Genomic DNA, 24,761 nt, shown 5'->3' on the forward strand with positions numbered 1-24,761 from the left:
TCATTCGATTTCTAAAACCGAATGGCAAGAATTTAAAAAGAAATAACTATTTTTCACCCATATCATCCCGAGCCAACATCGTACGAATTGCTTCCGCCATTAATTTGGGCTCGTTTTTGATCGCTATATTTTCGACCATAATATGATCGCCGAAATTACCGTTTTTCTGAGGTTTCGAAGCCGCTGACGCAAATACTTCCGTATTGGAAGACGACTCATCACCCGATGAAAGTTCAGTATCACTTGCATGACTTGTATAATCATGCCCCCCTCCGATGCTTTCCGAATTGGAAGCGGCAGGAGAGACCCCTTCCCCAAGATTGGAAAGAAAATCCAAAAACTCGGGGACTTTTTTTTCCAAAAACGCGTGCACTCCGAATCCGAAAACAGCAAACGCAATCATGGAAGGAATAGTTACAAGAATAATATGCCCGAAATTATTTCCGATAAAAAATCCGCAAAACGAACTTACGATCAAAGCAATAATGGCAAAAACGCCTATAAATAGGATCTGAAGATTCAAGGACTATTCTTCGTCACTTTTATCAAATTCTTTATTTCGGACATCCATAAAGTTAAAAAACTTTTTAAAGAACCCGCTGATACCGGCGTCTTCCAAAGGTTCTATTTCCTGATTTAAAAGGGAATACGTTATACGATTCAGGCACGCCGCCGCTTTACTTTTTGGTGAACTGATGATATACGGCTTTTGTTCCCGAATACTTCTTTCCACTTCCTCATCTTGAAAGATAAATCCCAGATTTTCGACTTTTACTTCAAGGAATTGCCCGCTGATATCGATCACTCTGTCCGCGACTTTTTTCCCTTCGATCGCGCTTCTTACTCGATTTACGACCATCTTCAAATTTTTATCCCTACTTTGAGATACGATCGCTTTGATCAGTCCGTAAGAATCGGTGATCGCCGTAGGCTCCGGAGTCGTAATCACGATCACATCATCCGCGGGAAGAGTCAAACCGATGACGTTCGAGCTGATCCCAGCACCGGTATCGATGATCATAACATCATAATTGTCTAATTCGGAGAAACCTTTGATCAGAGAATTTCTCTGAGTGTCGTTTAAGTTCGCAAGTTGAGAATAACCGGAAGCCCCTGCAATGATATCCACTCCTTCCGGAGTTTGAATGACGATATCCTTCAGGCTTTTATGACCTTTGACGACATGATAAAGATTGTATTTTGGAATGATCCCGAGAATTACATTTACGTTAGCAAGTCCCAAATCCCCGTCGAACACGAGGACTTTTTGTCCGGCTCTTGCCATAGAGATGGCGAGGTTTACAGAGACGGTACTCTTCCCAACCCCTCCCTTCCCGGACGCGATCGCTATGATCTTTGTCCTGAGCTTTCTGGATGACAGAACTTTTAGACTCGTATTTCCCTCGGTGAGTTTCCGTAAATGAGCCGCCTGATCCATTCTTTACCTCTTCCAGAGCTTCGGATCAGCTCCCCGTGACGGTGAAAACTTCTCCTCTCAGCTCAGCAATTTTCTCCGAAGCTACCACACACTCAGCCATCAAATTTTTATCGGCAGGAAGAATGTCAAAGGGAACCTCCTGACCTACGCTGAAGTATGTGAAACTCTTAGAGTATGTATCGGCCAATTCGAGAAAACTACCTAAAAAATCCGCCTCATCTAATTTTGTGAGAAGAATTCTTCGATAGTTTAAAGACTCGTAGGCTTTCAATACTGTGTTCGTATGATGGTAGGAAGAAATAGCAGAAAGGACAAGAAGATTTTCCACCGAATCCCTTTCTCCGAAACAAGAATGAAACGAATGCATTCTTTCCAGTTGTTCGAGATTTCTATGACTGTAACCCGCGGTGTCGATAAGGATCAATTCCGAACCGTCCCGGGCCAGAGTTTCCTTGAATTTTTTTATGTCTTTAACTGGATAAAACGGCATTCCCATTGTGTCTGCGTAACGTTTGAGCTGTTCGATCGCGGCGATTCTATAATTATCCGTCGTATAAAGCGACACGGATCTCCCCATGTGTAGGAAATATTTTGCGGCGAGTTTTGCGATACTTGTCGTTTTACCGGAGCCTGTAGGTCCTACGAGAAAAACCACTTTTCTTTGATTTTTCCCGGTCCCTTGAAAAAGGTCCGGATCCACACTGACCCTTTCGACAAGCACTTGAGTTGCCCTTTCGGAAACAGAGTGATTACGTCCTTGATCAATCGGAGAAAGCCTTTCTTCGATCTTAGAAAGAACTTCTTCCACATAACCCTGGCTCATTCCTTCCCGAACCAATCGTTCTCCCAATCTGCTCAAAGGAGAATCTTTTTTCCCTCGAACAATGAAAGTCTCTTTTTTAGAGAGGGGATTCCTTTCAAAAAGTTCCTTTTCAAAGGAAAGACCGATGACTCTTTCCGGTTCAGTTATGACTTCTTCAAGTTCCCAAGAATCCTCAGGGGTAGTCGTCGTTTCCTTTTCTTCCAAAGCCCTGGAAAGAGGTTTTAAAGTTTGGAGTGTTTTCTTTTTCTCCGGAGCAACATAAGACTTTTGTTTTAAAAGATCCTTTAGATCCTGAAGTTTACGTTCTATCTTTTCACGAGAAGCCTGTTTTTCCGGAATCCCAATCTGAATTTCGATCATCTTCTTAGCAAGAAGCCCCGTTCCCATCACTCCACCTTCGGTAACTACGGTTTGAGAGATCACGGTCGCTTCCGAACCGTATTTCATTTTCATTTCCATCAAACAGTCTTGGTAACTTTTACCACGGATTTTAGCGAATTCCATTTTCAACTCCCCGATCCTTTCCCTTTAGAAAGATCGAATATTCCAATAATTTCATACTTCTTCCTCTACTCCCACGGTTTGTGTTTGAGGAAGTTTGAGTTCGGCTTCTATCACCGAATCTACGGAAGAATGTATTTCTTCATACGCAAGGACTCCAAAATTGCGAGGCGGAAACTCCTTTGCGAGTAGATATGAAAACGGTAAACGTACTTCCCGGTTCACCACAAAAATCGGAAACTTTCCTTCCATTCGAAAATTTCGATAGAGTTCGGCGACACTATCGATTAATTTTCTGTAAAAATCAGGAGCCAGAGAAAGAACGTCCCTGTTTTCGATTCTGTCCTGAGTGATCGATTTATTGAGCCGATCAAGAATTCTACTTTCAAGTGTAATCACACGCAGTTTACCGTCTATGGAAAGATAATCCTTCACCACGGTTCTTGCAACGGACTGTCGTACCAATTCCGTGAGTATATAAGGATTTTGATACTTAGACAAATTGTTCGCAATCGATTCAAGTATAGGCACGAGGTTTCTGATTCCAAGACCTTCCCTGAGAAGATTCTGTAACACTTGTTGGATGATTCCCAAGTTACCCGGTTTGTCCGCGTCCAATTCTCCGATGAGCGTCGGATAACTCGTTTTGTAATGATCCAGAAGTTTTTTGACTTCTTCTCTTCCGAGCAAGGTAGATGCGTGTGTAGCCAAAAGTTCTTTTAAATGTGTAACAACCACGGTAGACGCGTCGACCACGGTGTAACCTTTCGCTTCGGCCTCCGACTTATCTTCGGAGGAAATCCACTTCGCCTTTTGACCGAAAGAAGGTTCGAGAAAATCCTCTCCTTGAATCGATTCCGCCGTTCCCGGACTTGTATTGAGAGCCATCAACTTGTCCGGCTTTACCGTGGAAGTTCCCACCTCAGTTCCGTTAATCTTAATCGAATACGTATCCGGATTTAAATCCAAGTTGTCTAAAATTCTTACGGGAGGAATTACAACTCCGTTGTCCTGGGCAAACTTTTTTCTGAGATTGCTGATTTGATCCAGCAACGCTCCACCTTGAGAAGTATCGACTAACGGAATTAAATGATAACCGACTTCGATTTCGATTGGATCGGTCCTGAGTTCTTCGTAAAAATCCTTCGGTTTACGATCCTGACCTGATTCTTTCTCTTTTTTCTCGATCGATTCAAGTTGCTCTTTAACGGTTTGTTCAAGCGAATACCCCAAGTAAGCAATTCCCGCCGAAAGAATAACTAAAGGAATAAACGGTAGTCCCGGAATAAATGCGGAAAATCCCAAACTTCCCGCAACCACATAAAGAACCTTGGAATTGCTGAAGAGTTGGCTTTTGAACTGAGTAGCAAGATCCGATTCGGAACCGGAACGAGTGACGATAATACCGGTTGCCACTGTTGTCAACAGTGCGGGAATCTGAGACACGAGTCCGTCCCCTATGGTGAACTTTCCGTAGGTTTCGATGGCCTGGGTGAAAGATTCTCCTCGAATCGAAGAACCGATGATCACTCCGCCTAACAAATTAATGGCGGTGATGATAAGCCCGGCTCGTACGTCTCCTTGAACGAATTTACTCGCTCCATCCATGGAACCGTAAAAGTCCACTTCGGCTTCTATCCTCTTTCTCCTTTTTTTGGCTTCCTCCTCGTTGATATTTCCGGAAGAAAGTTCCATATCGATGGCCATCTGTTTTCCGGGCAAGGCGTCCAAAGTAAAACGGGCCGCAACTTCCGAAATCCGAGTCGCACCTTTTGTGATCACCAGAATCTGAACAAGAACGAGAATGATAAATATGATAAATCCCACCACATATTTAGAAAGTCCGGACTCGCTTCCTATGATAAAAGATCCGAAAGCGTCAATGACGTGGCTGTTCATTGCAGGACCTTTGGAAAGAATTTGTCTCGTAGTCGATACATTGAGTGCAAGTCGATACAACGTAGTAATCAGAAGTAAACTCGGAAAGATCGAAAAATCCGCGGGCTCGTTGACCGAAAGCGAAGTAAGAAGAACCAAAAGCCCGATTGCCAAACTAACGATAATCAAAATATCCAATATAAGCCCGGGAAGCGGAATTACGAGCATCGCGACGATCGCAACGGCTCCGACTCCTAAAATCACGTCGGATTGATTCCACCATTTCTTTTCCATAATTTCCTCTTATACGGCTCTCCGAAAAGATTCCAAACGAGAGAGAATGGTTGCGATCGCACGATAGAATTGCTGTGGAACTTCCGCCCCAAGTTCCACTTCCTCATAAAGTCCTCGTGCTTGAATACGATCTTCCACCGTGGGAACTCCATTTTCTCTTGCGATTCGAATGATAAGAAGCGCAAAATCGTCCACACCCTTTGCAATTACGATCGGCGCCTTGTGAATTCCGGGTTTGTATTCCAGAGCCACTGCAAAGTGAGTCGGGTTTGTGATGACAACGTCCGCTTCCGGGACCTTCGCGAGCATTTTTCGCTTATTCATCATATCACGGGCGAGTTGTCTTCTTCTTGCTTGAAGGGAGCGGTCCCCGTCGGATTCTTTGGCTTCTCTCTTCGCTTCGGAAGGAGTCATCTTTAAAGACTCTTCGTATTCGTATCTTTGATATAAATAGTCCACGATGCTGATCGCGAGAAGAATAATCCCTACGACCAAAAAGATCTTAAAAGAACTACTCATCACAAGAGCGACTGCCTGTTCAAGTCCCATCTCTCCGGAAATAAGGATCGAAAAAAAATCCTTACTAATGATTATATAAGAAACCCACGCGATCAATCCTACCTTTGCGAGGGATTTTCCCAAGTTAAAGAGCGTCTGACGTGTCGGAAGGACTTTCTTAAAGTTGGGTCTGATCCTACTGAAATTAAAACTCAAAGCGCGGGGCGTGAAAATAAATCCCACTTGTGCGACGTTTCCGATCACAGCACCGACAAATGTAATTCCGAGCAAAGGCCATAGGAGTGTGAACAAATCCGTGGAGGCGTTTTTTAAAAGTTCGGTCACGGACTCGGAACTAATATCGGTTCTCTGTCCTACTCCGTGAATATATTTACGGAGAATGTAAAATGTTCTCATGAAGAAATATTCTCCCATGAGATATATGAGGATGACTCCCGCGAGAAGCACCACTGCTGCGGGGAGTTCGGGAGATTTGGGAACGTTTCCTTTTTCGCGTTCTTCTCTTCTTCTTCGTTCGGATCCGGGTTCGGTTCGGCCTTCATCTTCAGCGGCGAAGAGTTGTAAGTCGATTTTGAAATCGGTCGCGAGCGCCGACATCGTATAACACGTGTTTGTTGGACAAAGCAGGGAAAGCGGGATCCGAACAGCCTCTTTGTCTTGCCCAAACCGGCGGAAGAAAAACTTCTCGAACCTTTCGAAAATTTTCAGAGTTCCGACAGGATTTAAAAATTCTTTTTGCAATCCGAGAATTTTCGTGATAGAGAAAAATTTCGCAATTCTCCCCGCCAGCCCACCTCCTCCACCCAACAAGGGAGGGGCGCCGCTCGTATCACGGAGGACGTCGGAGGTACTACATTTTTCAGAAACGTTAGATCCCGGGAGAATACGATTTGATTTCTCGGGGAGGAAGTAACAAAAGACACGTTGCTCAGCTTTAAAAAACGCAGCATGACGTTTTCTAAGAGGCGCGTCATAAGAGGCACTTTCCTCCCTGAGCCATTTTTTCAACCAACGCGTCCCTTTCATTTCGGCCATCCTTGAAGCATCAGATCGACTTTATCAAAGGACAAATCAAAAGCCGCCCCCATCTGTGAAATCAAATAAGGGGTAATAAAGATCATCACGATCAAGCCGATCGTAACCTTGATCGGAAAGGATAACTGCAAGATATTAAGTTGTGGAGCGGCCTTCCCCATTAAAGCTTCGGAAACAGTCACAAGCAAAATGATTCCAAGAACGGGAAGGGACAACTTAAACGCGACGAGAAACATCGCTCCGACCGCGTCTTCCATCGCTCTGTAAATTCCGTTTTGAATTTCGGGAACAAATCTTAAAACCTGAATCTTCTCGAAAGAATATGCAAGGCTTTCAAACATGATTCGATAAGCGCCTAAAGTTAAAAAGAGAAGCATTCCCAGAAGATTTTTAAGAGTACTGATCACAGGCAAACTAGTCTGGGTTACAGGATCCAAAATCTCCGCATAACCAAAACCCAATTGAACGTTAAAGAATTCTCCTGCCATTTGAAATGCCGCAAAGATCAAACTAATCAAAAAACCGAGAAGCATTCCGATCAGAACTTCCGCGAGAACCACAAGTCCATAGTTTCCCATATCCCCGGGAACAGGAGGTAAAAAACCGGCGGTCACCGGAAATAAAATCACGGAAACCAAAAACGAAAAAATCATCTTTTGAGGGACGCTGATGGACGGATAGGAGAATACGGGAGCAACGGACAACAACCCCATCAATCTCGAAAGGATCAAAAGAAATGTTTGAAAATGATTGATAAAGTATTCCATAATATTCTAAAATTTCTCGATCATCAGAAATAAATTCCGAGTATAATCCGTCATCGTCTGAATCATCCAAGAGGAAAAGATCACAATCACGACAAAAACAGCCACGAGTTTGGGAACGAAAGCGATCGTAGGTTCCTGGATCGAGGTAGTAGTCTGTAAAATCCCGATGATCAAACCCACAACCAAAGCGGTAAGTAGAATCGGAGACGAAATTTTCAGAGTGATATAAAGCGAATCCCGTATAAGAGTCATCGCATCGAGCTCCGTCATTTATAACTCCGAACCAATTCGTAAACAATTAGATTCCAGCCGTCCACAAGAACGAACAGAATCAACTTAAACGGAAGGCTGACCATCACAGGAGGTAACATCATGAGGCCCATGGAAAGAAGCGCCGATGCGACCACGAGATCGATCACAATGAACGGAATGAAAATAATGATCCCGATCCAAAAGGCCTTTTTGATTTCGCTCAACATAAATGCCGGAATCAAAACGTAAGAAGGAACGTCGTCGAAGGATTCCACCTCTTCAACTTTTCCAATTTTTAAAAATAGAGCCACGTCTTTGGCGCCGGAAGTTCCGATTTGGCGCATCATGAACTCGCGAATCGGAACCATTCCTTTTTCAAAGAAGGAATTCGTATCGATTTTACCTTCCAAATACGGAGCCAAAGCTCTTTCGTTAACCGTATTCAACGTAGGGGCCATGATAAAAAAAGTCATAAAAAGAGCGAGACCCATCATCACCTGATTTGGCGGAAGATTCTGAATCGAAAGAGCTCTTCTCACAAAATCAAGAACGATCACTATTTTCGTAAAGGAAGTCAGGGACATCACGATCGCAGGAGCCAGGGAAAGAATCGTAACTAGAAACAAAACCATCAAAGAAAGGCTCGTTTCTCTCGGGCTCTTCGCCTCGTTCACGTTGATGTTCAAATTAGGAATTGGAATTCGAGATTGAGCTTCCAAAAAAGAAGAACTTAGGGACAAACTCGCCGCAAGTAGCAATATCCACGTTATGTTCTTGATAAACTTTTTATGTCTCATTTTCACTTGAAGAATCTTTCCTTAAATCCCCGACTCTTTCACATCATTTCAAATCAAAAAGCCCGCTTTCAAGCGAGCTTGTTTTCTCTTTAAGCTCATCCAACTTCTTACGAGCCTGCCTTCGTTTCTCTTCCCGGGCGGTTTTCATTTTTTCGCTCGAATCGACCGATCCCTCTCCGGAAATCCGAGAATTCAAGTCCTTGATCTGTTCGAGAACCGTAACTAAAAACCCTCCTTCGGGGGGCTGAAAGTTTTCTTTCTTTTGCAGAATCCTATGTTTGACTTCCGTATCCGTAATCTCCGTAATCAGGTTGATTCCGTTGTCCGCAACTCCGAGGACCAATAACTTTCCCGAAACGTCCACGATCTGAAGTTGTTTGTTCGGCCCGAGCATCATACTCGAAAGAAGACTCATCTCGCCTCGAACCGGAAGGCGACCTTCTCGATTCCTAGATACATATTTTAGAATATAGTAAAGTGCCACACAAAGCAACCCAAGAATGAAAACAACTCGAAACAAAGTCCCGGCAATTCCGGGTCCTTCGTCTTGAGTTTTATAACGTTCCGCGACCGGGTTTGTCTCCGTTTCAGCAGTATTATTCGGAGTAGATTTTACTCCGGCAGAAGGAACTTCCGTTTTGGAAGAGTCGTTTTTTTTCACGTCGGAATTTGTGCCTAAACTCTTATTTTCATCTTTGGCAGAAGAGCGACCCAACTCTTTTTTGAGAGCTTCATCCATAAGTTCCCTTTCGGATTGAGCACTCAAAGAAACAACAGTAAAATTGAATATAACTAGAACAGCAAGGATAAAAGGGACATTCCCTCCGTCCATTCGAAGAGCGCCTAAAAATCTCACTTACCCTCCGGCTTGATCCGATCGATAGGACTTACTATATCCGTTACCCGCACACCAAAGTTTTCATCGATAACGACAACCTCGCCTTTTGCAATCAGTTTTCCGTTTACCAAAAGATCCACGGGCTCGCCCGCGAGTTTATCCAACTCGATGATGGAACCCTCGCCCAAACCTAAGATATCTTTAATATACATCTTGGTTCTTCCTAATTCCACCGTTACACTCATCTGAACGTCCATGAGAAGATTTAGGTTCGGAGTGTTTGATGCACCACTCGCGGTTCCTAAATTCGGAAATGCGACCGATTTAACCGACATGGAGCCTGGGGAGGCTCCCATTCCCATCCCTCCCATTCCCATATTGCTCATATCGCCGCCGACACTTCCGGAACGGCGATAAAGATTCAACAAATCCGAGGCAGTGGATAGAGAAAGCAGGAACTGAACTCGAAAGGAAGGAATACTTTCGATAGTAAGATTAAAAAAAACACGCACCATAGTTTCTCCGTCTGGTAGAACTAGTGCGGCAGGAGAAGTTACATTTCTAGTTTCAGAGGGAGAGCCATTTATCCCGCCTCCGGTTTTCGTGCTGATTTGAGAAATTAAGGCTCCCATTACAGGAGTAAGGGAATCTCGAAGTGTCTGTATTTGAGCTTCATCCAGCTCTCCCGATTCAAAGCCACCCATCATAGAATTTGCGATTTTCACCGCATTTTCCGCAGACATCGCTAGAACGATTCTCCCGTTCACACTTCCAGATAGAGTCGAATATAAAAGAAAAGACCCCGATTTAAGTTCAGATTCCACATCCTTTCGAGACTTGGTTTCCACGTTCGGGTTTAAAAATGCAGAAGAACGGGAAAGAACCGCGCCTAATGTGTTCCCAGCGACTTGAAAACAGGAAGAAAGAAGATCCGACAGAATATCCCGATCCACAGGAGACATTCCTGGAACTTCTTTTTGTGTGGCACTAGATGCCACAGCACCCGAGTCAAATGAATCACTTGCTCCGGCGAGTAATGCGTCAATCTCTTCCTGTGAAAGGGAACCTTCACCCATTTTGGGAACTCTCCCGGGAATTTTAGTTTATGGGACATAAGAAAAGGATTTTTGTCACCCCTTTTTTTCTTCCCAACCTGATTCCACCTAATTTTCGGGTAAAAACAACCTTTTTTCAGAAAAACAAACCGGGACGATCTTCGACTGAGTGAGTTCCCACAAATTTTATCTTTGACCGCATCCGCAAAATGGCAAATCGCAGGCTTTGAATCTAGAATTCGAGTGAATGAATCAACCCTTTTCCACAAGCTCCCCTCCCAAACCATCCGCAAACATTCTCAGAGAATCATAAGAATAAATCCCCGTTTGATGATTGTCACTCCAGATTGGATTGATCGCGTATCTTCCGACTTTATTGACGGAATAAAGCCGAATCGACTGGATCGCCCCTGTAGTAGCTCCTACTTTTCCTCCGTGACCTCCTTTACAAACGACACAAGGACAACGTTTTCTAAGGTCCAACAAATCGAAGACCGAAGTCACTCCGTCTTTCCAGGTGATCTTCAGATAGTTCTCATCAAAATCAATCTGATCGGGTGTAGTCGCTTTTAAACTCAGCTGCATCATTTTTATCCATAATTACACTTTTTCTCATACGAGTAATTTCAAAATTGCATTTGGCATTTTTAGGAAACCATCTCAAAAGTTTTCCTACTATTTCCGAAAAAATCGCTCTATACCGTTGAAATCTCATCTTCGATATAATTTCCGACAGAGATCTCAAGTGATTGGAAGCAACATTTTACTACTCGAACGCATGAAAAGAATACTATAATAAGTTTGCTTCAAAAGTTAGAATTCTTCTTCAAAAAAGCCGAATTCGGCGCAATTTTATGAGGACTTCACCTTTGCAAAAATCACCCGGTTAATTTTTGGTATCACCTTCATACGCCCGAATAGTAAACAAAGATATTGATTTTTGAGATTAGGGACCTCTATAAAATCAAAAAACAACAGAAACGTTATCAAGAATTCCCATAAGAAACCACTGTTTTACGATATTCGAGAATTCTAAAATCTATTTTATAGAGGTTCCCATAAGCTTTTAGTTCATATCACTTCAGCATAAAGTTGTTTTCCAAAAATAAAATCCGAACTTCGCCTTACAAACCCTATTGTAACACTATCCCCATTTTGATTTCACTTGTGATTTTCCAAAAGCGAATGGAAGTCTTTGAAATAAGACCCCACTACCTAGGAAGTTTACACTTTTTCCCTCCGAATCTTCCGATCGTGGTCCCATAAGTAATTTTCTCATTCATGGTCAGTGCATCGAACTGAAACGTATCTTTTTCCATGAGAAGAATCACCGTTGATCCCATCTCGAACCGCCCTAGTTCGGCTCCCTTGTCGATCATGATCGAAACTTCCTTATATTCTACGGTTCTCGCAGTTCGAATGAGACTGTTCGTCACGATCTTATTGTCGTAAGTCACTCGAATTCTTCCTACATTCGAAGCACCCACCTTGATGACGGCCACCTTTCCGTATTCAGTCTGTAGGTAGGTGATCAATCTTTCATTCTTCGGAAAAAGCCCTCGAATGCCAAAAACTGCAAGCTCATTTACCGGAAATAACTTTCCGGGTTCGTAGTAATAACCTAAAATTTTTCCGTAGGCGGGAGAATGAATCCTATGATAGTCCTGGGGTGAAAGATAAAATGTGATGTATTTTCCGTTCGTAAAATCGTCTATATACTTCGACCCGCCTCCCCCTAAAAGCTCCTTCAGGTTATAATCGACCCCCTTGGCTTGAATGATAATTCTTTGATTGATATCCCCATAACCGGTAATCCTTGCATCCACGGGAGATACCATTTCATTATCTGCGGAATCGATGATCCTGGCTTCCGCCTTTAAGGCTCTTGTGAAAAATGCATTGAGAGAATTATATTCTTGGATTTCAAATTCCGCCTCATCAACGTTGATTTTATACGCTCTTGCAAATGCCTTCAGAATCGGAATCAAAAGAAAACGTGGAAGCCTGAAAGAAGCCAGAAGTCCGAATAAGAGAGAAAGCAAATTCTTAGGAACGACGGACAATATTAAAAGATAAAAATCCTTTAAAACTTCGTATCTCGCTCCGCTTTCTGCTAAAAATCGTTTTAACTCCATTCTCGCAATTTTTTCAAGCAAAACCAAAGAAATTAAAACCGGAACGGCGGTAACGATTGAGAGAGAATACCCCAAACCGAAAACTTCGAAAAGAATCCAGTCTCCATTCTTCACATAAAGATAAGCTGCCGAAAGAATCGTAACCAAAAAGAGCATTCTAAAAAAGTTCGCAAACCTTTCCCCGAACATATAAAGCGCATTCTGCTCTCCCGTGTAAAACCAACCAGTGATTGAAAGAACCCCGAATGATAAAAAAGATCCGAAAAAGGCGAGTTTTACAGGACCGGTATGTCCTTGAAACAAAGCGTTTAAGAATACAACTTGCTCTTCCGCCCTAAATGCGCCATAAGAAGAAAGCACGTAGATCACGAGTGTGGAAATGATAAAACCTTCGAAAAAGGTAGCAAGCATACTCACGAGACCTTGTTTCGCTGGATAATCCGTTCTTACGACTCCGGATAATCCGGCGCTTTTACCGATCCCGGTTTCCGTGGAAACGAAAAACATTCCGGAAGCCATACCGAAAATTCTAGCTATAACAAAACTTCCTCCCGTAACGGCAGCCGTAGGTTGAAACGCTTCTTGAAACGACAAACGAAGAAAATCCTCGAAGTTCATCAGGGAATTTTTAAACAAAAAGAAACATCCGGAAAAAAACAAAAGAATTCCGATCGGAGCCAGATACGCCGAAACTTTTCCGACTCTTCTCACCCCGCCTAATACGATAAATACGAGAATCACGGACAACAAAAAGGGAACCGTCATTCCCGTTATCTCGAAAGCTCGATTTGTGATATGAGTCACATACAACATCGGTACCGCTCCACCCATCACAAGTACAGTCAAAAGCCCTACAATCGCAAAACTCATAGCGAGCCATTTCGCTTTCAACGCCCTTTCAATGAAATACATCGGACCGGAAAGATATCTTCCGGATGCAGTTTTGGTTCTAAAGCGAATCGCGAGCGTGGAAGAGACAAATCGAAGAGGCATAACGAAAAAGGAAGAAATCCAAATCCAAAATAAAACTCCCGGCCCCCCGATCATCAGAGCCAAAGCCGAGCCGATCACCGAACCCGGAACGAGCGAAGATGCGGTTCCGGAAAAGAACGCTTGTGAGTGAACCAACCTTCCACGAGAACCCTTATGATCCATATTACCCGAGAAAATTTTTACTGCGAGAAAGAAGAACCGGAGTTGTGGGAAACGAAGTCTAAACGTTAGGAAAATCCCGATAAAACTTAAGAAGTAGAAAAAGAATCTGACTAAGTCCCAATCGAAAAACTGAAAAAAATGAAATTGCAACATGATCCTACCCGATAGGAAGAAAATCCGCTTTGTATGGAAGTCCTTGCTAGAAATCCTGTAATAATGAGGGCTACCAGCAAAATTTTCAGGATCTTCTTGAGTGTTTTATTTTTTTTTCTGTTTCCCGAATCCATTTTAAAGGCGGAAGGCGAATTTCCCAAAACAAAAGCTCATTCTTCCAAACCCGCATTGGAACGACCAAGCCTGGAAGAACATTACTGGGAACTTGGGCTCAGGGCAGGAATCGGATATAAAGGAGAAGATAGACTCAATTCTTTCTTGAGAGGTTTCACCGATACCTACGATCCTAGAATTGCTTCCAAAACCGTGCTCGATCCTCCAAACCGTATTGCTCAGGGAGAACTATTCCTTCGTAAAAAGATCTCTTCCGAAAGTTGGGCCGGACTCATCGGCGGTTACAGAGAATGGCAAAAGTTCGGATTGAAACAATTTTCTTCGGAACCTTTTTACACGGATTTAAGTTTTAAACTTTCGAATCCTTATTTTCTTCTTATGTATTGGTACGAATGGAACTATAAACGCTGGATCTTTCAAAGCGGTCTTGGAATCGGAATGTCTCAAGTATATTGGGATTCCAAAGGGTATGCAACTTCGGTAAAAGAAACCTTTCGCCATGAAGGCTCTTTGACCGGAACTGGAATCGAATTCCGTTTGGAAGGAGTCGTCAGCAGAAAGATCACCGAATCCACTAACCTTCAACTAGGTGTTGCATTTTCCTGGATCAACATTCCTTCCTTATCCGGAACCTTTAACGGGGAATCTGCGAGTTTTTATTTGAGCGAAAATGGAAATGTGACTCTTCTTACCGAATCCACAAACCAAACCGCGATGTTAGCGACCCGCCAATTCTCTCGCAAATTGGAATTTCAAGTTTTGACAACTATCCTTTTCTTAGGAGTCTCTCAGAAATTTTAAAATTTATTTTTTGAATATACTCTTCACAAATCGACCATCCAATTACTATCCTCAACCGAGACAACATCATCTACGAGTCGTCACCTCAATACGGCTTTTAAAGGGTATAATTCAAAAATATATTGCATGAAAACTTCATGAATAGGCATATCGAAACAAACAAACGATAAAAAAGTTTCAATCCGCTCACATTTTCGCTTAAACGTCGAAAGCAGTTTGTTCCCGTTTATAACGAAGAGGCTTTTTCAAATACTTAATCAAAAGCACCCTATTTCCCTTCTCGTTAAACCGAACAATATCGAAAACGGACCGGGTCATCAAGATTCCCCGACCGTGAGTCAAACTTGTTTCGTTCAACTTCTCGATGTCTAAATTTAAAATTTTCTTATAATCGAAACCTTCCCCCTCGTCACTGATTAGAAAGCCAATTCTACGAGCGTTCAAAGAATACGAGACTTTGACCGTTCTGCGGCCGTAGAACGGTTCTTTCTGACGTCCTTGAATGAGTTCAAGATAACGTCCCTCATCCAAAGCCTCCGTTTTTTCGTCAAAACTGATCGCAAGATTTCCGTGTTCGATCGAATTGATAATGATTTCTCGGATACAAGTCCGAATCGCAATCACAACTTCCGTCCCTATAAAACGGGCAAGATTCACCGTCAAAAGACGACTCAAAAGATCCGCGTTCCTAAGATAATTATTCAAGGTGAAATGCATGGATTCACTTACGATGAATTTCGCAAAAACATCCTCGTTTAGTTCATAAGCTTTTCCTAAAATACATTTTTCATTCCCGAGATCCAAAAGCTGAAGTCGAACTCGAATTTGACGCGGTTCCAAAACGAATTTCTGTCTGAATTCCGCGGTGAATTCCGAACTTTTTTCCGTCGTCAAAAGTTCTTCTATTTTATCTCGAACTAAAATTTTGGCATAAGAAGCGTTTTTAACTCCAGATACAAAGATCAGGTCCAAAAAATCCCAACCTATCACTTCTTCCGGATCAAATCCCAAAAGCCTTCCGAGGGCCTTATTCGCATTGCGGATTTTTCCGTTCGTATCCATCGTAAAAAGAAATTCTTCCGATTCCTCAAAAAGGTTTTTAAAACGTTTTTCAGAACGTTCCGCGACTCGTTTTGCAAAACGAAGCTCTCTGATTTTTACAGATAAAGTTCTGGATAATATCTTTACGCGATCGGCAAGACCAAGCCCCATAAAAACCACATGAAACAAGGAAGAGATTTCTATCACCCAAAACCGCAAAGAAAAATTTTTGAACCAACCGCTTTGTAGAAATAAAAACAAAATCGTGCCGGAAAATAAAATTCCCCAGGCAAAAAGAAAATAAAAAATACCTCCCTGAGTAAAACTCCGGATTCCGCCGATAAAAAGAAAAATCATATAGCAGAAAGCCACAAACAACCCAATCCAAATTCCGAATCGTTCCGGTACAAACGGAGAACCCAGAGCAAAAAGTAGAAGTAAAACTTGAGAATATCGAAATAAACGAAACGACGTCTTAGATCGATTTTCCAGATCCAAATAGGCGTTCACGAATGAACACATCAAAAAAAGAGAAATCAGAAAAAAGAATGGAACACTCGAATTTGTCCAAAATATGGCGTCGGGCCAAAGGATTTGAAATCCAAATCCTTCTAAAACGAACTGGAAAAAAGAAAACCCGGAAATATACGAGGCAAAGTAGAAATAACTTTTTTCCTTTGTATAAAAGTACAAAAGAAGATAATAAAACGCCAGTATCAACATAGAGCCGAAAAAAAGTCCGAATAAGAACTGTTCGAAAATTACTTTTTTGTAAAACGTATCAGACGAATAGTAACGGAAAGAAAGTTGAATCCTGGAATCCGATTTGATTCTTAAAAAAACGAACTTGTTCGTTTTAGGAAGAGCTACAGAAGGAAAGACCGGATTTCGGTACTGAACCGGACGAAACGCAAATGGAATTCCATCCCCAGCTCGATAAAAAGGGGATTCTCCCATTTTGAAATCGTAATATTCCACAAGATCCACGTCGGGAAACTGATATTCGAGAATCCAACGAATGGACCGATCCGAAGAATTCTTAACGTTCAACCGAATCCAAATTACAGAATTTGTATATCCTAATGAACTTATATTCCCGGAGCTGAATTTTCCTTCTTCCGACAAAGTCCTAATCTGGGAAAAACGCAAATTCCCGGAAGAGTCCTCAAAATATTCGAAAGAATCCTCCAATCCGAAAGGAGAATCATCGAGATGAACAAAGTCGATCCCGAACAATGGACGCGAAACAAAGTAAACACAAAAAAGGAATGCAGGGAGCATTGTTTTTCGCATAGATAGGACCTATCATTTTCAGGTCATAATTTTAAATCGGACCTTTGCTCGAACTCAAACGAAAAACAAAATCCAGGAAAGAACAATTCCCCCCAAAAGAAGAAAAACGATTCGAAATTTTCCTCCGGGGCTTCCGTCTAACACAAACCCGGTATGTTTGAATCCGTAAAAGATATATACGATTACGGGAAAAATTTTCCAGAGAGCCAAATTCCCAGATTTAAAAAATTTCAACAACAACAGCGAAAAAACAGCCCAAAGAAGAAATTCCAAAACTCCTAGAACGGTCTTTTGTTCGGATACAACCGGATCGAATTTTTGATATCGGCTTCGATCAATTTCTTGAGGGAAAACGGAAGGCCCGAGACTCGTCGGTCTCCACCCGGGTGGTTTGAGAAGAACGAGTATTTTCTCCTTGAAACTTTTCGTCTTTTGTATCAATGAAAAAATCTCTTCGTAAACGTGAAGGTTCGTATACACAGGATCGAACGTCGTCACCGGTTTTGTGAGCCCGTAAATCGGCTCCTCTTCCTCTCTAACAAAAGAACCGAAAATCCGATCCCAAAAAATCAAAATTCCTCCGTGATTCTTATCGATGTATTTGGGATCCCTTCCATGATGCACCCGATGGTGTGCCGGAGTAACCAAAATTTCCTCCAAAAATCCGAGCTTTCCAATCAACCTCGTATGCACCCAAAATTGGTAGATCTTTAATACCCCGTGAACCAATAAAAATGCCTGCCAAGGAACTCCACAAAATGCAATCGAAAGATTAAAGATATATTCGAAAACTCTCTGGAAACTGGACTGCCGCAAAGCGACGGCAAGATTGAATTCTTCGCTGGAATGATGCGTTACGTGACAAGCCCAGAGAAAGTTAATTTCATGAGTAGCCCTGTGAAACCAATAATAAACGAAATCCACCGCTAAAAATACGAACATCCAGCCCGCCAAATTCCGAAATCGGATTTGAAAGTTTCCGTCCTCCCAAAAAACCGGAGACCCCAAAGGGATTTCCGGAATCCCGAACAAAACTTGCAAAGAACAAAACATTCTAAATTTCTCATAAATCCAAAGAGAACCAACCGTTACAAGGATCCCTGTCAAAGAAAATAAAATGCCCGTACTTAAATCGGCAACCGTATCGTTCCACCGATACACTTTCTTTCCGACTGTCCGGGAATAAAAAATCTCTAATCCAATTAAAACCAGAAAAAAGGGAACCGCTAAATCTAAAATTGATCCTTGCATTTTTGTTCAATTGTTTTGATTTAGAAACTTTGCGATCTTTCGGATAATAAACCGGGGTGTGATCCTTACGCTTTGGGCCAATATTTTGTTTAAAGTTCCCGAGACTACGACCGGTTTTCCTTTTTTCAGAGCGTCGTATCCGATTTCGGCGACTTCTTTCGCGCTCATCATCGGAGCAATCGGATTGTTCAAAAATTTCGACTTGGTTATCTCCGCTCTTTCGAAAAATTCGGTTTTCGTGGGTCCGGGGCAAAGAGCGGTTATCGTTACTCCATGCTTATAAACGTCTTCGTAGACTGCTTCCGAAAAAGACAACACATAGGCTTTCGTCGCATAATAATTCGCCATATTCGGCCCGGGTTGAAACGCCGCAGTGGACGCTACATTCAGGATTTTTCCGTTCTTCCGTTCCACCATACCCTGTAAAAATAGATGTGTCAACTCGACTAAAGAGGCCACGTTCACTTGAATCATCTGCAGTTCTTTCTGCAAATCCATTCGATCAAATCTTCCGTTCGTTCCAAAACCTGCGTTGTTCACAAGAATCTCCACAACCGCTTTCGATTTTTTCGCGAAATCAAAGATCTTTTTGGAAGCCTTCGGATCCGTAAGATCGACAGAAAGCGTTTCCACCTTTACCTTGTTTGACGATTCGATTTCCTTCTTTACCTTTTTTAAAGTTTTTTCGTTTCTTGCTATGAGAATCAAATCGTAACCATCCGCCGCGATAAGTTTACTGAGTTCATAGCCGATTCCGACTGTACCACCCGTAATGATTGCCGTTTTTGTCATTTATAGATTCCCCTTGCGGTCGAAATTAATCTCAGGAAAAAAGAGAGAAAGACTTTTTTTGGAAAGAATTGAAAACGACGTTCGGTGTTAACTGTGTAAGAATTTGAAAACTTTCCAATCATGAATCCACATTCATTCGATCTTTAAGACAAACCGCCCAATCATCCGGAAAAAGTGTTTGCCAATGAACATCGGTCCTTATTTTTCCTTTCCATGATCAAACTGTACGGCTCAAATATCAGTAACTATGTAAACAAAGTAAAGCTGGGGCTTTTGGAAAAAGGATTAGAATACGAACAAATTAGGGTTTCTCCTTCTCAAGACGAAGAATTTCTAAAGATCAGCCCGATGGGAAAAATTCCTGTTCTAGAACTAGACGGAAAATTCATATCCGAGTCGGGAGCTATTTTAGAATTCTTAGATACGATTTTTCCCCAAACACCAAAACTAATCCCGGAAGATCCCTGGAAAGCCGCAAGAGTCAGGGAAATTACGACGATCATAGAGATCTATCTGGACATTCCCGCGAGAAGAATCTATCTTCTGAGCATGAAAGGAAAAGCCGTTTCTCCCGAACTGATCGAAGAAGTTCATCCAATTCTGGTCAAAGGAGTAAAAGCGCTTCAAAGAGTGGTTCGATTTTCTCCTTATATCGCAGGAAACGTTTTTACGATGGCGGATTGCTCCGCTTTTGCAAACCTCTCTATGATCGACGAAGAACTGCGCCCTATTTATCCGAACAATCATCCCCTGGATTTGCTAAATGGCTGGAAAGAATATCTCGCATTTATGAAAACAGAAGAGGGTCCGGCGCTCGTAGAGAAAGAAAAACAAACTCTTAAAAAAATCATTGCAAGAGCTAAAGCGAGAATCGAATGAACGTCGAAATTCCGAGCAGTAGTTTAAAATTGATTTGACTCTCTCAGTATGCAAAATAGCCTACTGTGGTTTCTATGGAACCAGAAAAAGTAATTTCGATCCCGATCCGAGAACTGTCTCATCTCAAAATTCTTTTGGCAGGTTGGTATAATTTTTTAAAGGAAAACTACGATCAAAAACAGATCGACCAGAATGAGTTCAAAGACGCACTTCGTAGCAATGTCGTTTACAACATCGATCAGGATCAGGTCGAAGTTCTCCTGGCAGGAAAGGAAACTCTCCTTCAAAATTTCAGGAAAAGCCTTTCTTAATAGCTTTCTTTTAATTCGTAAAGTTTGAGAAGAGATCCGACTTCCGGATCTCGCCCTAAAAGTCGTTTGAAGAGAATCATCGCGTTTTCGCTCCCTCCCTTTTCCAAAATTTCCGTAAAATATGCGTTACAAAGTTCCGGATCAAAGAACCCTTTGTCGACAAACGCGAAAAAGGCGTCCGCGCTCATCACTTCGGCCCATTTATAACTATAATATCCCGCGGCATAACCTCCAGAGAAGATATGAGAAAATCCGTTTTGAAAACGATTGTATTCGGGCGGAATCACTACCGCAACCTCTTTGCGAACATTCTGAAGAATGGAATGCACTTCTTCTTCGGTATAATTTTTTTCGTGAATGAGAATGTCGAAAAGTGAGAACTCAAGTTGTCTTACGATCCCCATTGCGGAAAGAAAGTTTTTAGTCTCCTTAAGTTTTACGATCATGGAATCCGGAATCGTTTCTCCAGTTTTATGATGTTTTCCGAATATCTTTAGAACTTCCGCTTCAGTCGCGAAGTTCTCCAAAAACTGGGAAGGAAATTCCACTGCATCCCACTCGACACCGTTGATTCCACTGACCGGAGGTTCTTCGATTTTCGTACAAAGATGATGTAGCGCATGCCCCATCTCATGGAAGAAAGTGACCACGTCCCTGTGTTTTAAAAGAGAAGGGGAATCCTTCGTAGAAACCGGAAAGTTACAGACTACGAACGCAGTCGGAAGAACTTCCTTATCTGAGATTCGATTTCTAGAATGCCAATTGTGCATCCAAGCCCCGCCTTGTTTATCTTTGCGGGATTCCAAATCCAAATACAGCCGGGAAAGTAGTTTTCCCGATCGATAGATGTCGTATACCTGAACTTTTTCTTCCCAAACCTGAGCGAACGTTTTACGAAATTCCAATCCGAAAAGTTTATTCAAAAATTGGAATGTTCCCGAAACGACGCTCTCTTTCTCAAAATAAGGACGGGTTTTCTCTTCGTCGAAATCGAATCTGGATTTCATCAATTTTTCACTCACGAATGCGGTATCGTAAGCCTGAAGTGTATCTATCCCCAAAGTCTTCGCAAAATTCGAAAGATCGACAAATTCCCTTTCTGCGATCGACTTCACCTGTTTTGCAAGATCCCTCAAAAATTTCAAAACCACCTTCCCCGAATCGGCCACCTTGGTCGCCAAAGAAAGTTCTACGTAATTGCGATAACCGAGGAGTTTTGCAAGTTCGTTCCTTAGCCGGAGTATGTCCTCGATCAGTTTTCCGTTCTGAGGCGCCCTCGTAGTATAAGCCTTATATAAGGATTCTCGAATAGATCGATTCGGGCCGTATGTCATATACGCCATGTAACTCGGCATATGAAGTGTGAAACGATACTTTCCGTCCTCCGTTTTAGCCGCATTCAAATCCGATTCGGGTATTCCTTCCACATCCTCAATACGATCCAAAACGAGTTCGAAGGAATTAGTCGCATCAAGCAAATTCTGAGAGAACTGATTGTCCAGATCGGAAATACGAACCTGGATTTCCTGAATTCTTTTTTTTATTTCTGGTGGAAGTCCGATTCCACTCAATTTAAACTGCGTGATGGCATCCTGTAATACCTTTTTTTGGGGAACATTCAATGTATCGTTTTCATTCTTTAAAATCTCCTGATATACAAGATTCAATTCCTCGTTCTGACCTAAGTCTGAATAAAAAGCAGTGATCTCGGGAAGTATTTCGGTGTAAAGAGCCTGAATTTGTTCGGAATTTTTTACACTGTTGAGATGGGCGAGAACCGTGAACTCAATCTGCATCTCTTGCACTAGATCATTCAAAGGACGAATGACGCGATCATAAGTTCTTTCCTTTTTTCGAAGGAGAATCGGAAGTTCCTCCCTAATTTTTTCAATCTTTTTTAAGATCGAATTTTTAGTTCCTTCAGGATCATCTGTTTTAAATTCCGGTAACATCTCCGCCAATTTCCCTCCACCCTTCGAAACTTCATCCATTTTTTCAGGTTTGACCGGAAACCTACCGATTGTAAAACACGAATCTATGTTTTCAAATCGACTTTTGCGTTTCGGATTTTCCTTTTTCTTTTCAGTCGGATGTTCTTATGTAAAAAACGAACTTCCTACTTTTTCTCCAAACGTGGAATGTTCACAAAAAGATCTTCCTCTCTTTATCCAACCGGCCCTCGACATCGAAAACGGAAATAGATTGGAAATTATTTATTGTAGCCGAAGAGAAACCCCTTCCGGAAAAAAAATCGAACTGAATCTAGTCTTTCAAGACGAACAACATCCTTCCCCTTGGAAAGATACAATGTATAGTTTCAAATACGGTAGATATAAAGACATCGAAACAATTCGTCTTCAATTTTCAAAAACGGGAGAACTATCGACGGTTCATCTCAAAAACGTCTATTCGGGAAAACAAAAATTCGCCGAAAACTATCATTTTGATTCTGTTTTGAAATCGGAACAACTCATGAAAGAAAATCAAAAATACATTCTGTTTATCAACACCTGGAATCATATGCTTTCGGAAAAGGATTCGAACCCAGGACTTTCCAAGAAAAAATTAGACTCTGTAGAACTCCGAACCGGAAGTAGAGAAGAACTCGACTTATTTTATTCGGAAAAATGAAATAATCGACTCTCTTTGCTACACTAAGATGGGCGGATTCATAAAGAGCAAGATACTTTTGTTTCCTTAGTGCGGTAGTCTTTGTTTTGTCGCCACGCGTGAGTTTGCCGCGGCCGATTTTGATTCATCTATGTGTCATTCGGCAGGGAGTGAAATTGAGTTTCACGTTAAGAGTAGCTTGTAACGAAATTGAAAAAGAAAGATCCAGAGCACCTCACAAGTTGAGTTGGAATAATAAGAATCTATGGATCGCTTATCTTAGCTACGCTAAGAGCCTTCGATCTCGCTCCGCTATCTACGGCTATCTCGCTCTCTATGGATCGCTTATCTTAGCTACGCTAAGAGCCTTCGATCTCGCTCCGCTATCTACGGCTATCTCGCTCTCTATGGATCGCTTATCTTAGCTACGCTAAGAGCCTTCGATCTCGCTCCGCTATCTACGGCTATCTCGCTCTCTATGGATCGCTTATCTTAGCTACGCTAAGAGCCTTCGATCTCGCTCCGCTATCTACGGCTATCTCGCTCTCTATGGATCGCTCGATAAGAAAAAACTTTTCTGTATGATCGTAAACAAAATACTGGAAAAAATCGAAAACACAAGAGGGCCCTATATGACCAAAATTCCAAACAAACCTTTTGCGGAGTTAGCTACAAGCACTGCGGTTTCTAAAGATCAAGTAAAACGGAATATTTATGGAAGATATCTGGAAGAATTTACAGAAGGGGAAATTTTTGAACACCCAAGAGAAATCACAATCGATAGGGCATTTGCTCAAGAATTTGCGACTACTTTCATGGATGCAAATCCTCTGTTTTTATCCGCGGCTTATGCAAAAGCACACGGCTTTCAAGATATGTTGGTTTCTTCACTTCAGGTTTTTAACATCGCTCTCTCCCTTGGAGTTCAAAATGATTCCGAAAAAGCACTCGCAAATCTTGGTTATTACAATGTTCAATTCCTTAAACCCGTTTATCCGGAAGACTCTCTCTCCGCAAAAACCAAAATCCTCAAGGTAGACGATAAAGGCACGGATAAACCCGGAATCGTCAGCGTCCGCACAATTTGTCTGAATCAAAAGAAAGAATTGGTCCTTCAATATGAAAGAAAAATCATGATTTATCGTTCCAACGGAAATCCGAAAGGAAATCCGAAACCGGTTATCAAAGACGCATTCTTTCCTGAAACCGACACTCCCGTAATCGAACTACCGTCTCTCAAATTTCCTACCGAATATAATTCCGCAACTTGGCCGGACACATACTTCGAAAACTTTAAACCGGGCCAGATTTATATTCATCAAAATGGAAGAACAATCACAGACGAACATTTTCCTTGGACTTATAGAGTCGGAAACACGCACCCACTTCACTACGACAAATTGTATTCTTCCGGAATTTCAGGTCCAATGGGCGGAGAGCCTGTCGTCTATGGAGGGCTCGTCTTCGCATGGTTATGCGGAATGACTTCTAGAGATATCACCGAAAATATGATTTGGGATCTCGGATTCACCGAAGGTTACCATACCCAACCTTCTTTCAGCGGCGACACAGTGACCGCAATCACCCGAATTCTGGCCGTCGAAGACCGCGGAAACGATTTCGGCATTCCCACCGGCGCAGTCCATCTTCAGATCATCGGTCTGAAAAATATCAAAGCGAACGACGCTTTCGATAAATTCGGCGAGGACCTTTTCCTAAAAGAAAACGATAAGAAAAAACACGGAAAAGAAAAACTTTCGGAAAAAATTTTTGAAATCGAAAGGAAGGTTTTGATTAAAAAAAGAGGTTAATTTGCAAACGGATTTCAATTTCATGTTTTGCGAATTCGTTTGGAACATCCTGACAAGTCGCTTCCGTTTCTAAAAATGGGAGCTTTTATTTTCACCCAATCGGACATCAAAAACGTAAGCAAATTGAAATCGAAAAGTGTTCCCTTATCCTGGTAAATAACGTGAGTTCGATTTAAAAAAGTTTGGGCAATTGCCTG

22 protein-coding genes are annotated in these 24,761 nt (G+C 42.0%); 6 read left to right on the top strand and 16 right to left on the bottom strand.

All coding sequences use genetic code 11. From position 1 onward, the window contains the following. Window positions 1-46 precede the first annotated feature (46 nt). The 12 genes from CLV95_RS01515 to asd all read right to left on the bottom strand — a co-directional run bounded on the left by CLV95_RS01515 (window position 47) and on the right by asd (window position 13,640). Window positions 47-523, bottom strand: a complete 477-nt coding sequence (locus tag CLV95_RS01515) for a hypothetical protein (RefSeq protein ID WP_002727476.1) — start codon at window positions 521-523, stop codon at window positions 47-49. Between the two features lie 3 nt (window positions 524-526). Continuing rightward, entirely contained in the window at window positions 527-1,438 is a 912-nt protein-coding gene (locus CLV95_RS01520; RefSeq protein WP_002727418.1) for a MinD/ParA family protein, read from the bottom strand. A 25-nt stretch (window positions 1,439-1,463) separates the two neighbouring features. Next, the gene (gene flhF, locus CLV95_RS01525; protein WP_002727425.1) at window positions 1,464-2,765 is read right to left on the bottom strand and encodes a flagellar biosynthesis GTPase FlhF; all 1,302 of its coding nucleotides are present in this window, start codon (window positions 2,763-2,765) and stop codon (window positions 1,464-1,466) included. A 51-nt stretch (window positions 2,766-2,816) separates the two neighbouring features. Beyond that, window positions 2,817-4,934, bottom strand: a complete 2,118-nt coding sequence (gene flhA, locus CLV95_RS01530) for a flagellar biosynthesis protein FlhA (RefSeq protein ID WP_002727471.1) — start codon at window positions 4,932-4,934, stop codon at window positions 2,817-2,819. Between the two features lie 9 nt (window positions 4,935-4,943). Next, the gene (locus CLV95_RS01535; protein ID WP_002727410.1) at window positions 4,944-6,479 is read right to left on the bottom strand and encodes an EscU/YscU/HrcU family type III secretion system export apparatus switch protein; all 1,536 of its coding nucleotides are present in this window, start codon (window positions 6,477-6,479) and stop codon (window positions 4,944-4,946) included. Then, window positions 6,476-7,255, bottom strand: a complete 780-nt coding sequence (gene fliR, locus CLV95_RS01540) for a flagellar biosynthetic protein FliR (RefSeq protein WP_002727445.1) — start codon at window positions 7,253-7,255, stop codon at window positions 6,476-6,478. Before fliR ends, CLV95_RS01535 begins: the two co-directional genes overlap by 4 nt. A gap of 6 nt (window positions 7,256-7,261) precedes the next feature. After that, window positions 7,262-7,525, bottom strand: coding sequence for a flagellar biosynthesis protein FliQ (gene fliQ / locus CLV95_RS01545; protein WP_002556446.1), 264 nt, complete (start codon window positions 7,523-7,525; stop codon window positions 7,262-7,264). After that, a complete protein-coding gene (gene fliP / locus CLV95_RS01550) occupies window positions 7,522-8,310 on the bottom strand; it encodes a flagellar type III secretion system pore protein FliP (protein ID WP_002727449.1) in 789 nt (262 codons plus the stop codon). Before fliP ends, fliQ begins: the two co-directional genes overlap by 4 nt. A 37-nt stretch (window positions 8,311-8,347) precedes the next feature. Then, window positions 8,348-9,160, bottom strand: a complete 813-nt coding sequence (gene fliO, locus CLV95_RS01555; RefSeq protein WP_002731753.1) for a flagellar biosynthetic protein FliO — start codon at window positions 9,158-9,160, stop codon at window positions 8,348-8,350. Beyond that, window positions 9,157-10,218 carry a flagellar motor switch protein FliN gene (gene fliN, locus CLV95_RS01560; protein ID WP_002727421.1) on the bottom strand — a complete coding sequence of 354 codons (1,062 nt, stop codon included), beginning with the start codon at window positions 10,216-10,218 and terminating at the stop codon, window positions 9,157-9,159. The genes fliO and fliN overlap by 4 nt, the downstream gene beginning before the upstream one ends. A 231-nt stretch (window positions 10,219-10,449) precedes the next feature. Beyond that, complete coding sequence (locus CLV95_RS01565; protein ID WP_016749656.1) at window positions 10,450-10,785, bottom strand: DUF971 domain-containing protein; 336 nt, start codon at window positions 10,783-10,785, stop codon at window positions 10,450-10,452. 623 nt (window positions 10,786-11,408) lie between these two features. Further along, on the bottom strand, window positions 11,409-13,640 hold the full coding sequence (gene asd, locus CLV95_RS01570; protein ID WP_002727464.1) for an archaetidylserine decarboxylase: 2,232 nt from the start codon (window positions 13,638-13,640) through the stop codon (window positions 11,409-11,411). A gap of 63 nt (window positions 13,641-13,703) precedes the next feature. Here asd and CLV95_RS01575 point away from each other — a divergent pair, with 63 nt between their 5' ends. Continuing rightward, window positions 13,704-14,576 (top strand): LIC_11366 family protein, encoded by an 873-nt coding sequence (locus CLV95_RS01575; protein ID WP_016757336.1) that lies wholly within the window; start codon window positions 13,704-13,706, stop codon window positions 14,574-14,576. Window positions 14,577-14,774: 198 nt separating this feature from the next. Here CLV95_RS01575 and CLV95_RS01580 read toward each other — a convergent pair whose 3' ends face one another. The 3 genes from CLV95_RS01580 to CLV95_RS01590 are packed head-to-tail and all read right to left on the bottom strand — an operon-like array spanning window position 14,775 to window position 18,953. Further along, complete coding sequence (locus tag CLV95_RS01580; RefSeq protein WP_016749655.1) at window positions 14,775-16,910, bottom strand: 7TM diverse intracellular signaling domain-containing protein; 2,136 nt, start codon at window positions 16,908-16,910, stop codon at window positions 14,775-14,777. Between the two features lie 54 nt (window positions 16,911-16,964). Then, the gene (locus CLV95_RS01585; protein WP_002727419.1) at window positions 16,965-18,161 is read right to left on the bottom strand and encodes a sterol desaturase family protein; all 1,197 of its coding nucleotides are present in this window, start codon (window positions 18,159-18,161) and stop codon (window positions 16,965-16,967) included. Window positions 18,162-18,167: 6 nt separating this feature from the next. Next, the gene (locus CLV95_RS01590; RefSeq protein ID WP_002727447.1) at window positions 18,168-18,953 is read right to left on the bottom strand and encodes an SDR family NAD(P)-dependent oxidoreductase; all 786 of its coding nucleotides are present in this window, start codon (window positions 18,951-18,953) and stop codon (window positions 18,168-18,170) included. A gap of 213 nt (window positions 18,954-19,166) precedes the next feature. Here CLV95_RS01590 and CLV95_RS01595 point away from each other — a divergent pair, with 213 nt between their 5' ends. Further along, window positions 19,167-19,832 carry a glutathione S-transferase family protein gene (locus tag CLV95_RS01595; RefSeq protein ID WP_026053921.1) on the top strand — a complete coding sequence of 222 codons (666 nt, stop codon included), beginning with the start codon at window positions 19,167-19,169 and terminating at the stop codon, window positions 19,830-19,832. A 74-nt stretch (window positions 19,833-19,906) separates the two neighbouring features. Then, window positions 19,907-20,143, top strand: a complete 237-nt coding sequence (locus tag CLV95_RS01600; RefSeq protein WP_002731715.1) for a hypothetical protein — start codon at window positions 19,907-19,909, stop codon at window positions 20,141-20,143. On the opposite strand, the gene CLV95_RS01605 is transcribed toward CLV95_RS01600, so the two are convergent. Further along, window positions 20,140-22,095 (bottom strand): M3 family metallopeptidase, encoded by a 1,956-nt coding sequence (locus tag CLV95_RS01605; RefSeq protein WP_020764941.1) that lies wholly within the window; start codon window positions 22,093-22,095, stop codon window positions 20,140-20,142. The genes CLV95_RS01600 and CLV95_RS01605 overlap by 4 nt on opposite strands. 85 nt (window positions 22,096-22,180) lie before the next feature. Here CLV95_RS01605 and lsa23 point away from each other — a divergent pair, with 85 nt between their 5' ends. From lsa23 to CLV95_RS01620, 3 genes are all read left to right on the top strand, one after another. Continuing rightward, on the top strand, window positions 22,181-22,774 hold the full coding sequence (lsa23, locus tag CLV95_RS01610) for a surface adhesion protein Lsa23 (RefSeq protein ID WP_016749654.1): 594 nt from the start codon (window positions 22,181-22,183) through the stop codon (window positions 22,772-22,774). Between the two features lie 155 nt (window positions 22,775-22,929). Continuing rightward, window positions 22,930-23,178: a hypothetical protein gene (locus tag CLV95_RS01615; protein WP_080600082.1), complete on the top strand. Its 249-nt coding sequence runs from the start codon at window positions 22,930-22,932 to the stop codon at window positions 23,176-23,178. Between the two features lie 207 nt (window positions 23,179-23,385). Further along, a complete protein-coding gene (locus CLV95_RS01620; RefSeq protein WP_026054904.1) occupies window positions 23,386-24,564 on the top strand; it encodes a MaoC family dehydratase in 1,179 nt (392 codons plus the stop codon). Window positions 24,565-24,761 lie beyond the last annotated feature (197 nt).

Origin of the sequence: Leptospira borgpetersenii serovar Javanica, from assembly GCF_003046425.1 — a bacterium.
Classification (GTDB): Bacteria; Spirochaetota; Leptospiria; order Leptospirales; family Leptospiraceae; genus Leptospira; species Leptospira borgpetersenii.

Bases quoted from the DNA above. Each gene is read 5' to 3' on its own strand.
- CLV95_RS01520 (WP_002727418.1), bottom strand. From the start codon at position 1,438: ATGGATCAGGCGGCTCATTTACGGAAACTCACCGAGGGAAATACGAGT.
- flhF (WP_002727425.1), bottom strand. From the start codon at position 2,765: ATGGAATTCGCTAAAATCCGTGGTAAAAGTTACCAAGACTGTTTGATG.
- flhA (WP_002727471.1), bottom strand. From the start codon at position 4,934: ATGGAAAAGAAATGGTGGAATCAATCCGACGTGATTTTAGGAGTCGGA.
- CLV95_RS01535 (WP_002727410.1), bottom strand. From the start codon at position 6,479: ATGAAAGGGACGCGTTGGTTGAAAAAATGGCTCAGGGAGGAAAGTGCC.
- fliR (WP_002727445.1), bottom strand. From the start codon at position 7,255: ATGGAATACTTTATCAATCATTTTCAAACATTTCTTTTGATCCTTTCG.
- fliQ (WP_002556446.1), bottom strand. From the start codon at position 7,525: ATGACGGAGCTCGATGCGATGACTCTTATACGGGATTCGCTTTATATC.
- fliN (WP_002727421.1), bottom strand. From the start codon at position 10,218: ATGGGTGAAGGTTCCCTTTCACAGGAAGAGATTGACGCATTACTCGCC.
- CLV95_RS01565 (WP_016749656.1), bottom strand. From the start codon at position 10,785: ATGATGCAGCTGAGTTTAAAAGCGACTACACCCGATCAGATTGATTTT.
- asd (WP_002727464.1), bottom strand. From the start codon at position 13,640: ATGTTGCAATTTCATTTTTTTCAGTTTTTCGATTGGGACTTAGTCAGA.
- CLV95_RS01575 (WP_016757336.1), top strand. From the start codon at position 13,704: ATGAGGGCTACCAGCAAAATTTTCAGGATCTTCTTGAGTGTTTTATTT.
- CLV95_RS01580 (WP_016749655.1), bottom strand. From the start codon at position 16,910: ATGCGAAAAACAATGCTCCCTGCATTCCTTTTTTGTGTTTACTTTGTT.
- CLV95_RS01585 (WP_002727419.1), bottom strand. From the start codon at position 18,161: ATGCAAGGATCAATTTTAGATTTAGCGGTTCCCTTTTTTCTGGTTTTA.
- CLV95_RS01590 (WP_002727447.1), bottom strand. From the start codon at position 18,953: ATGACAAAAACGGCAATCATTACGGGTGGTACAGTCGGAATCGGCTAT.
- CLV95_RS01595 (WP_026053921.1), top strand. From the start codon at position 19,167: ATGATCAAACTGTACGGCTCAAATATCAGTAACTATGTAAACAAAGTA.
- CLV95_RS01600 (WP_002731715.1), top strand. From the start codon at position 19,907: ATGGAACCAGAAAAAGTAATTTCGATCCCGATCCGAGAACTGTCTCAT.
- CLV95_RS01605 (WP_020764941.1), bottom strand. From the start codon at position 22,095: ATGTTACCGGAATTTAAAACAGATGATCCTGAAGGAACTAAAAATTCG.
- lsa23 (WP_016749654.1), top strand. From the start codon at position 22,181: ATGTTTTCAAATCGACTTTTGCGTTTCGGATTTTCCTTTTTCTTTTCA.
- CLV95_RS01620 (WP_026054904.1), top strand. From the start codon at position 23,386: ATGACCAAAATTCCAAACAAACCTTTTGCGGAGTTAGCTACAAGCACT.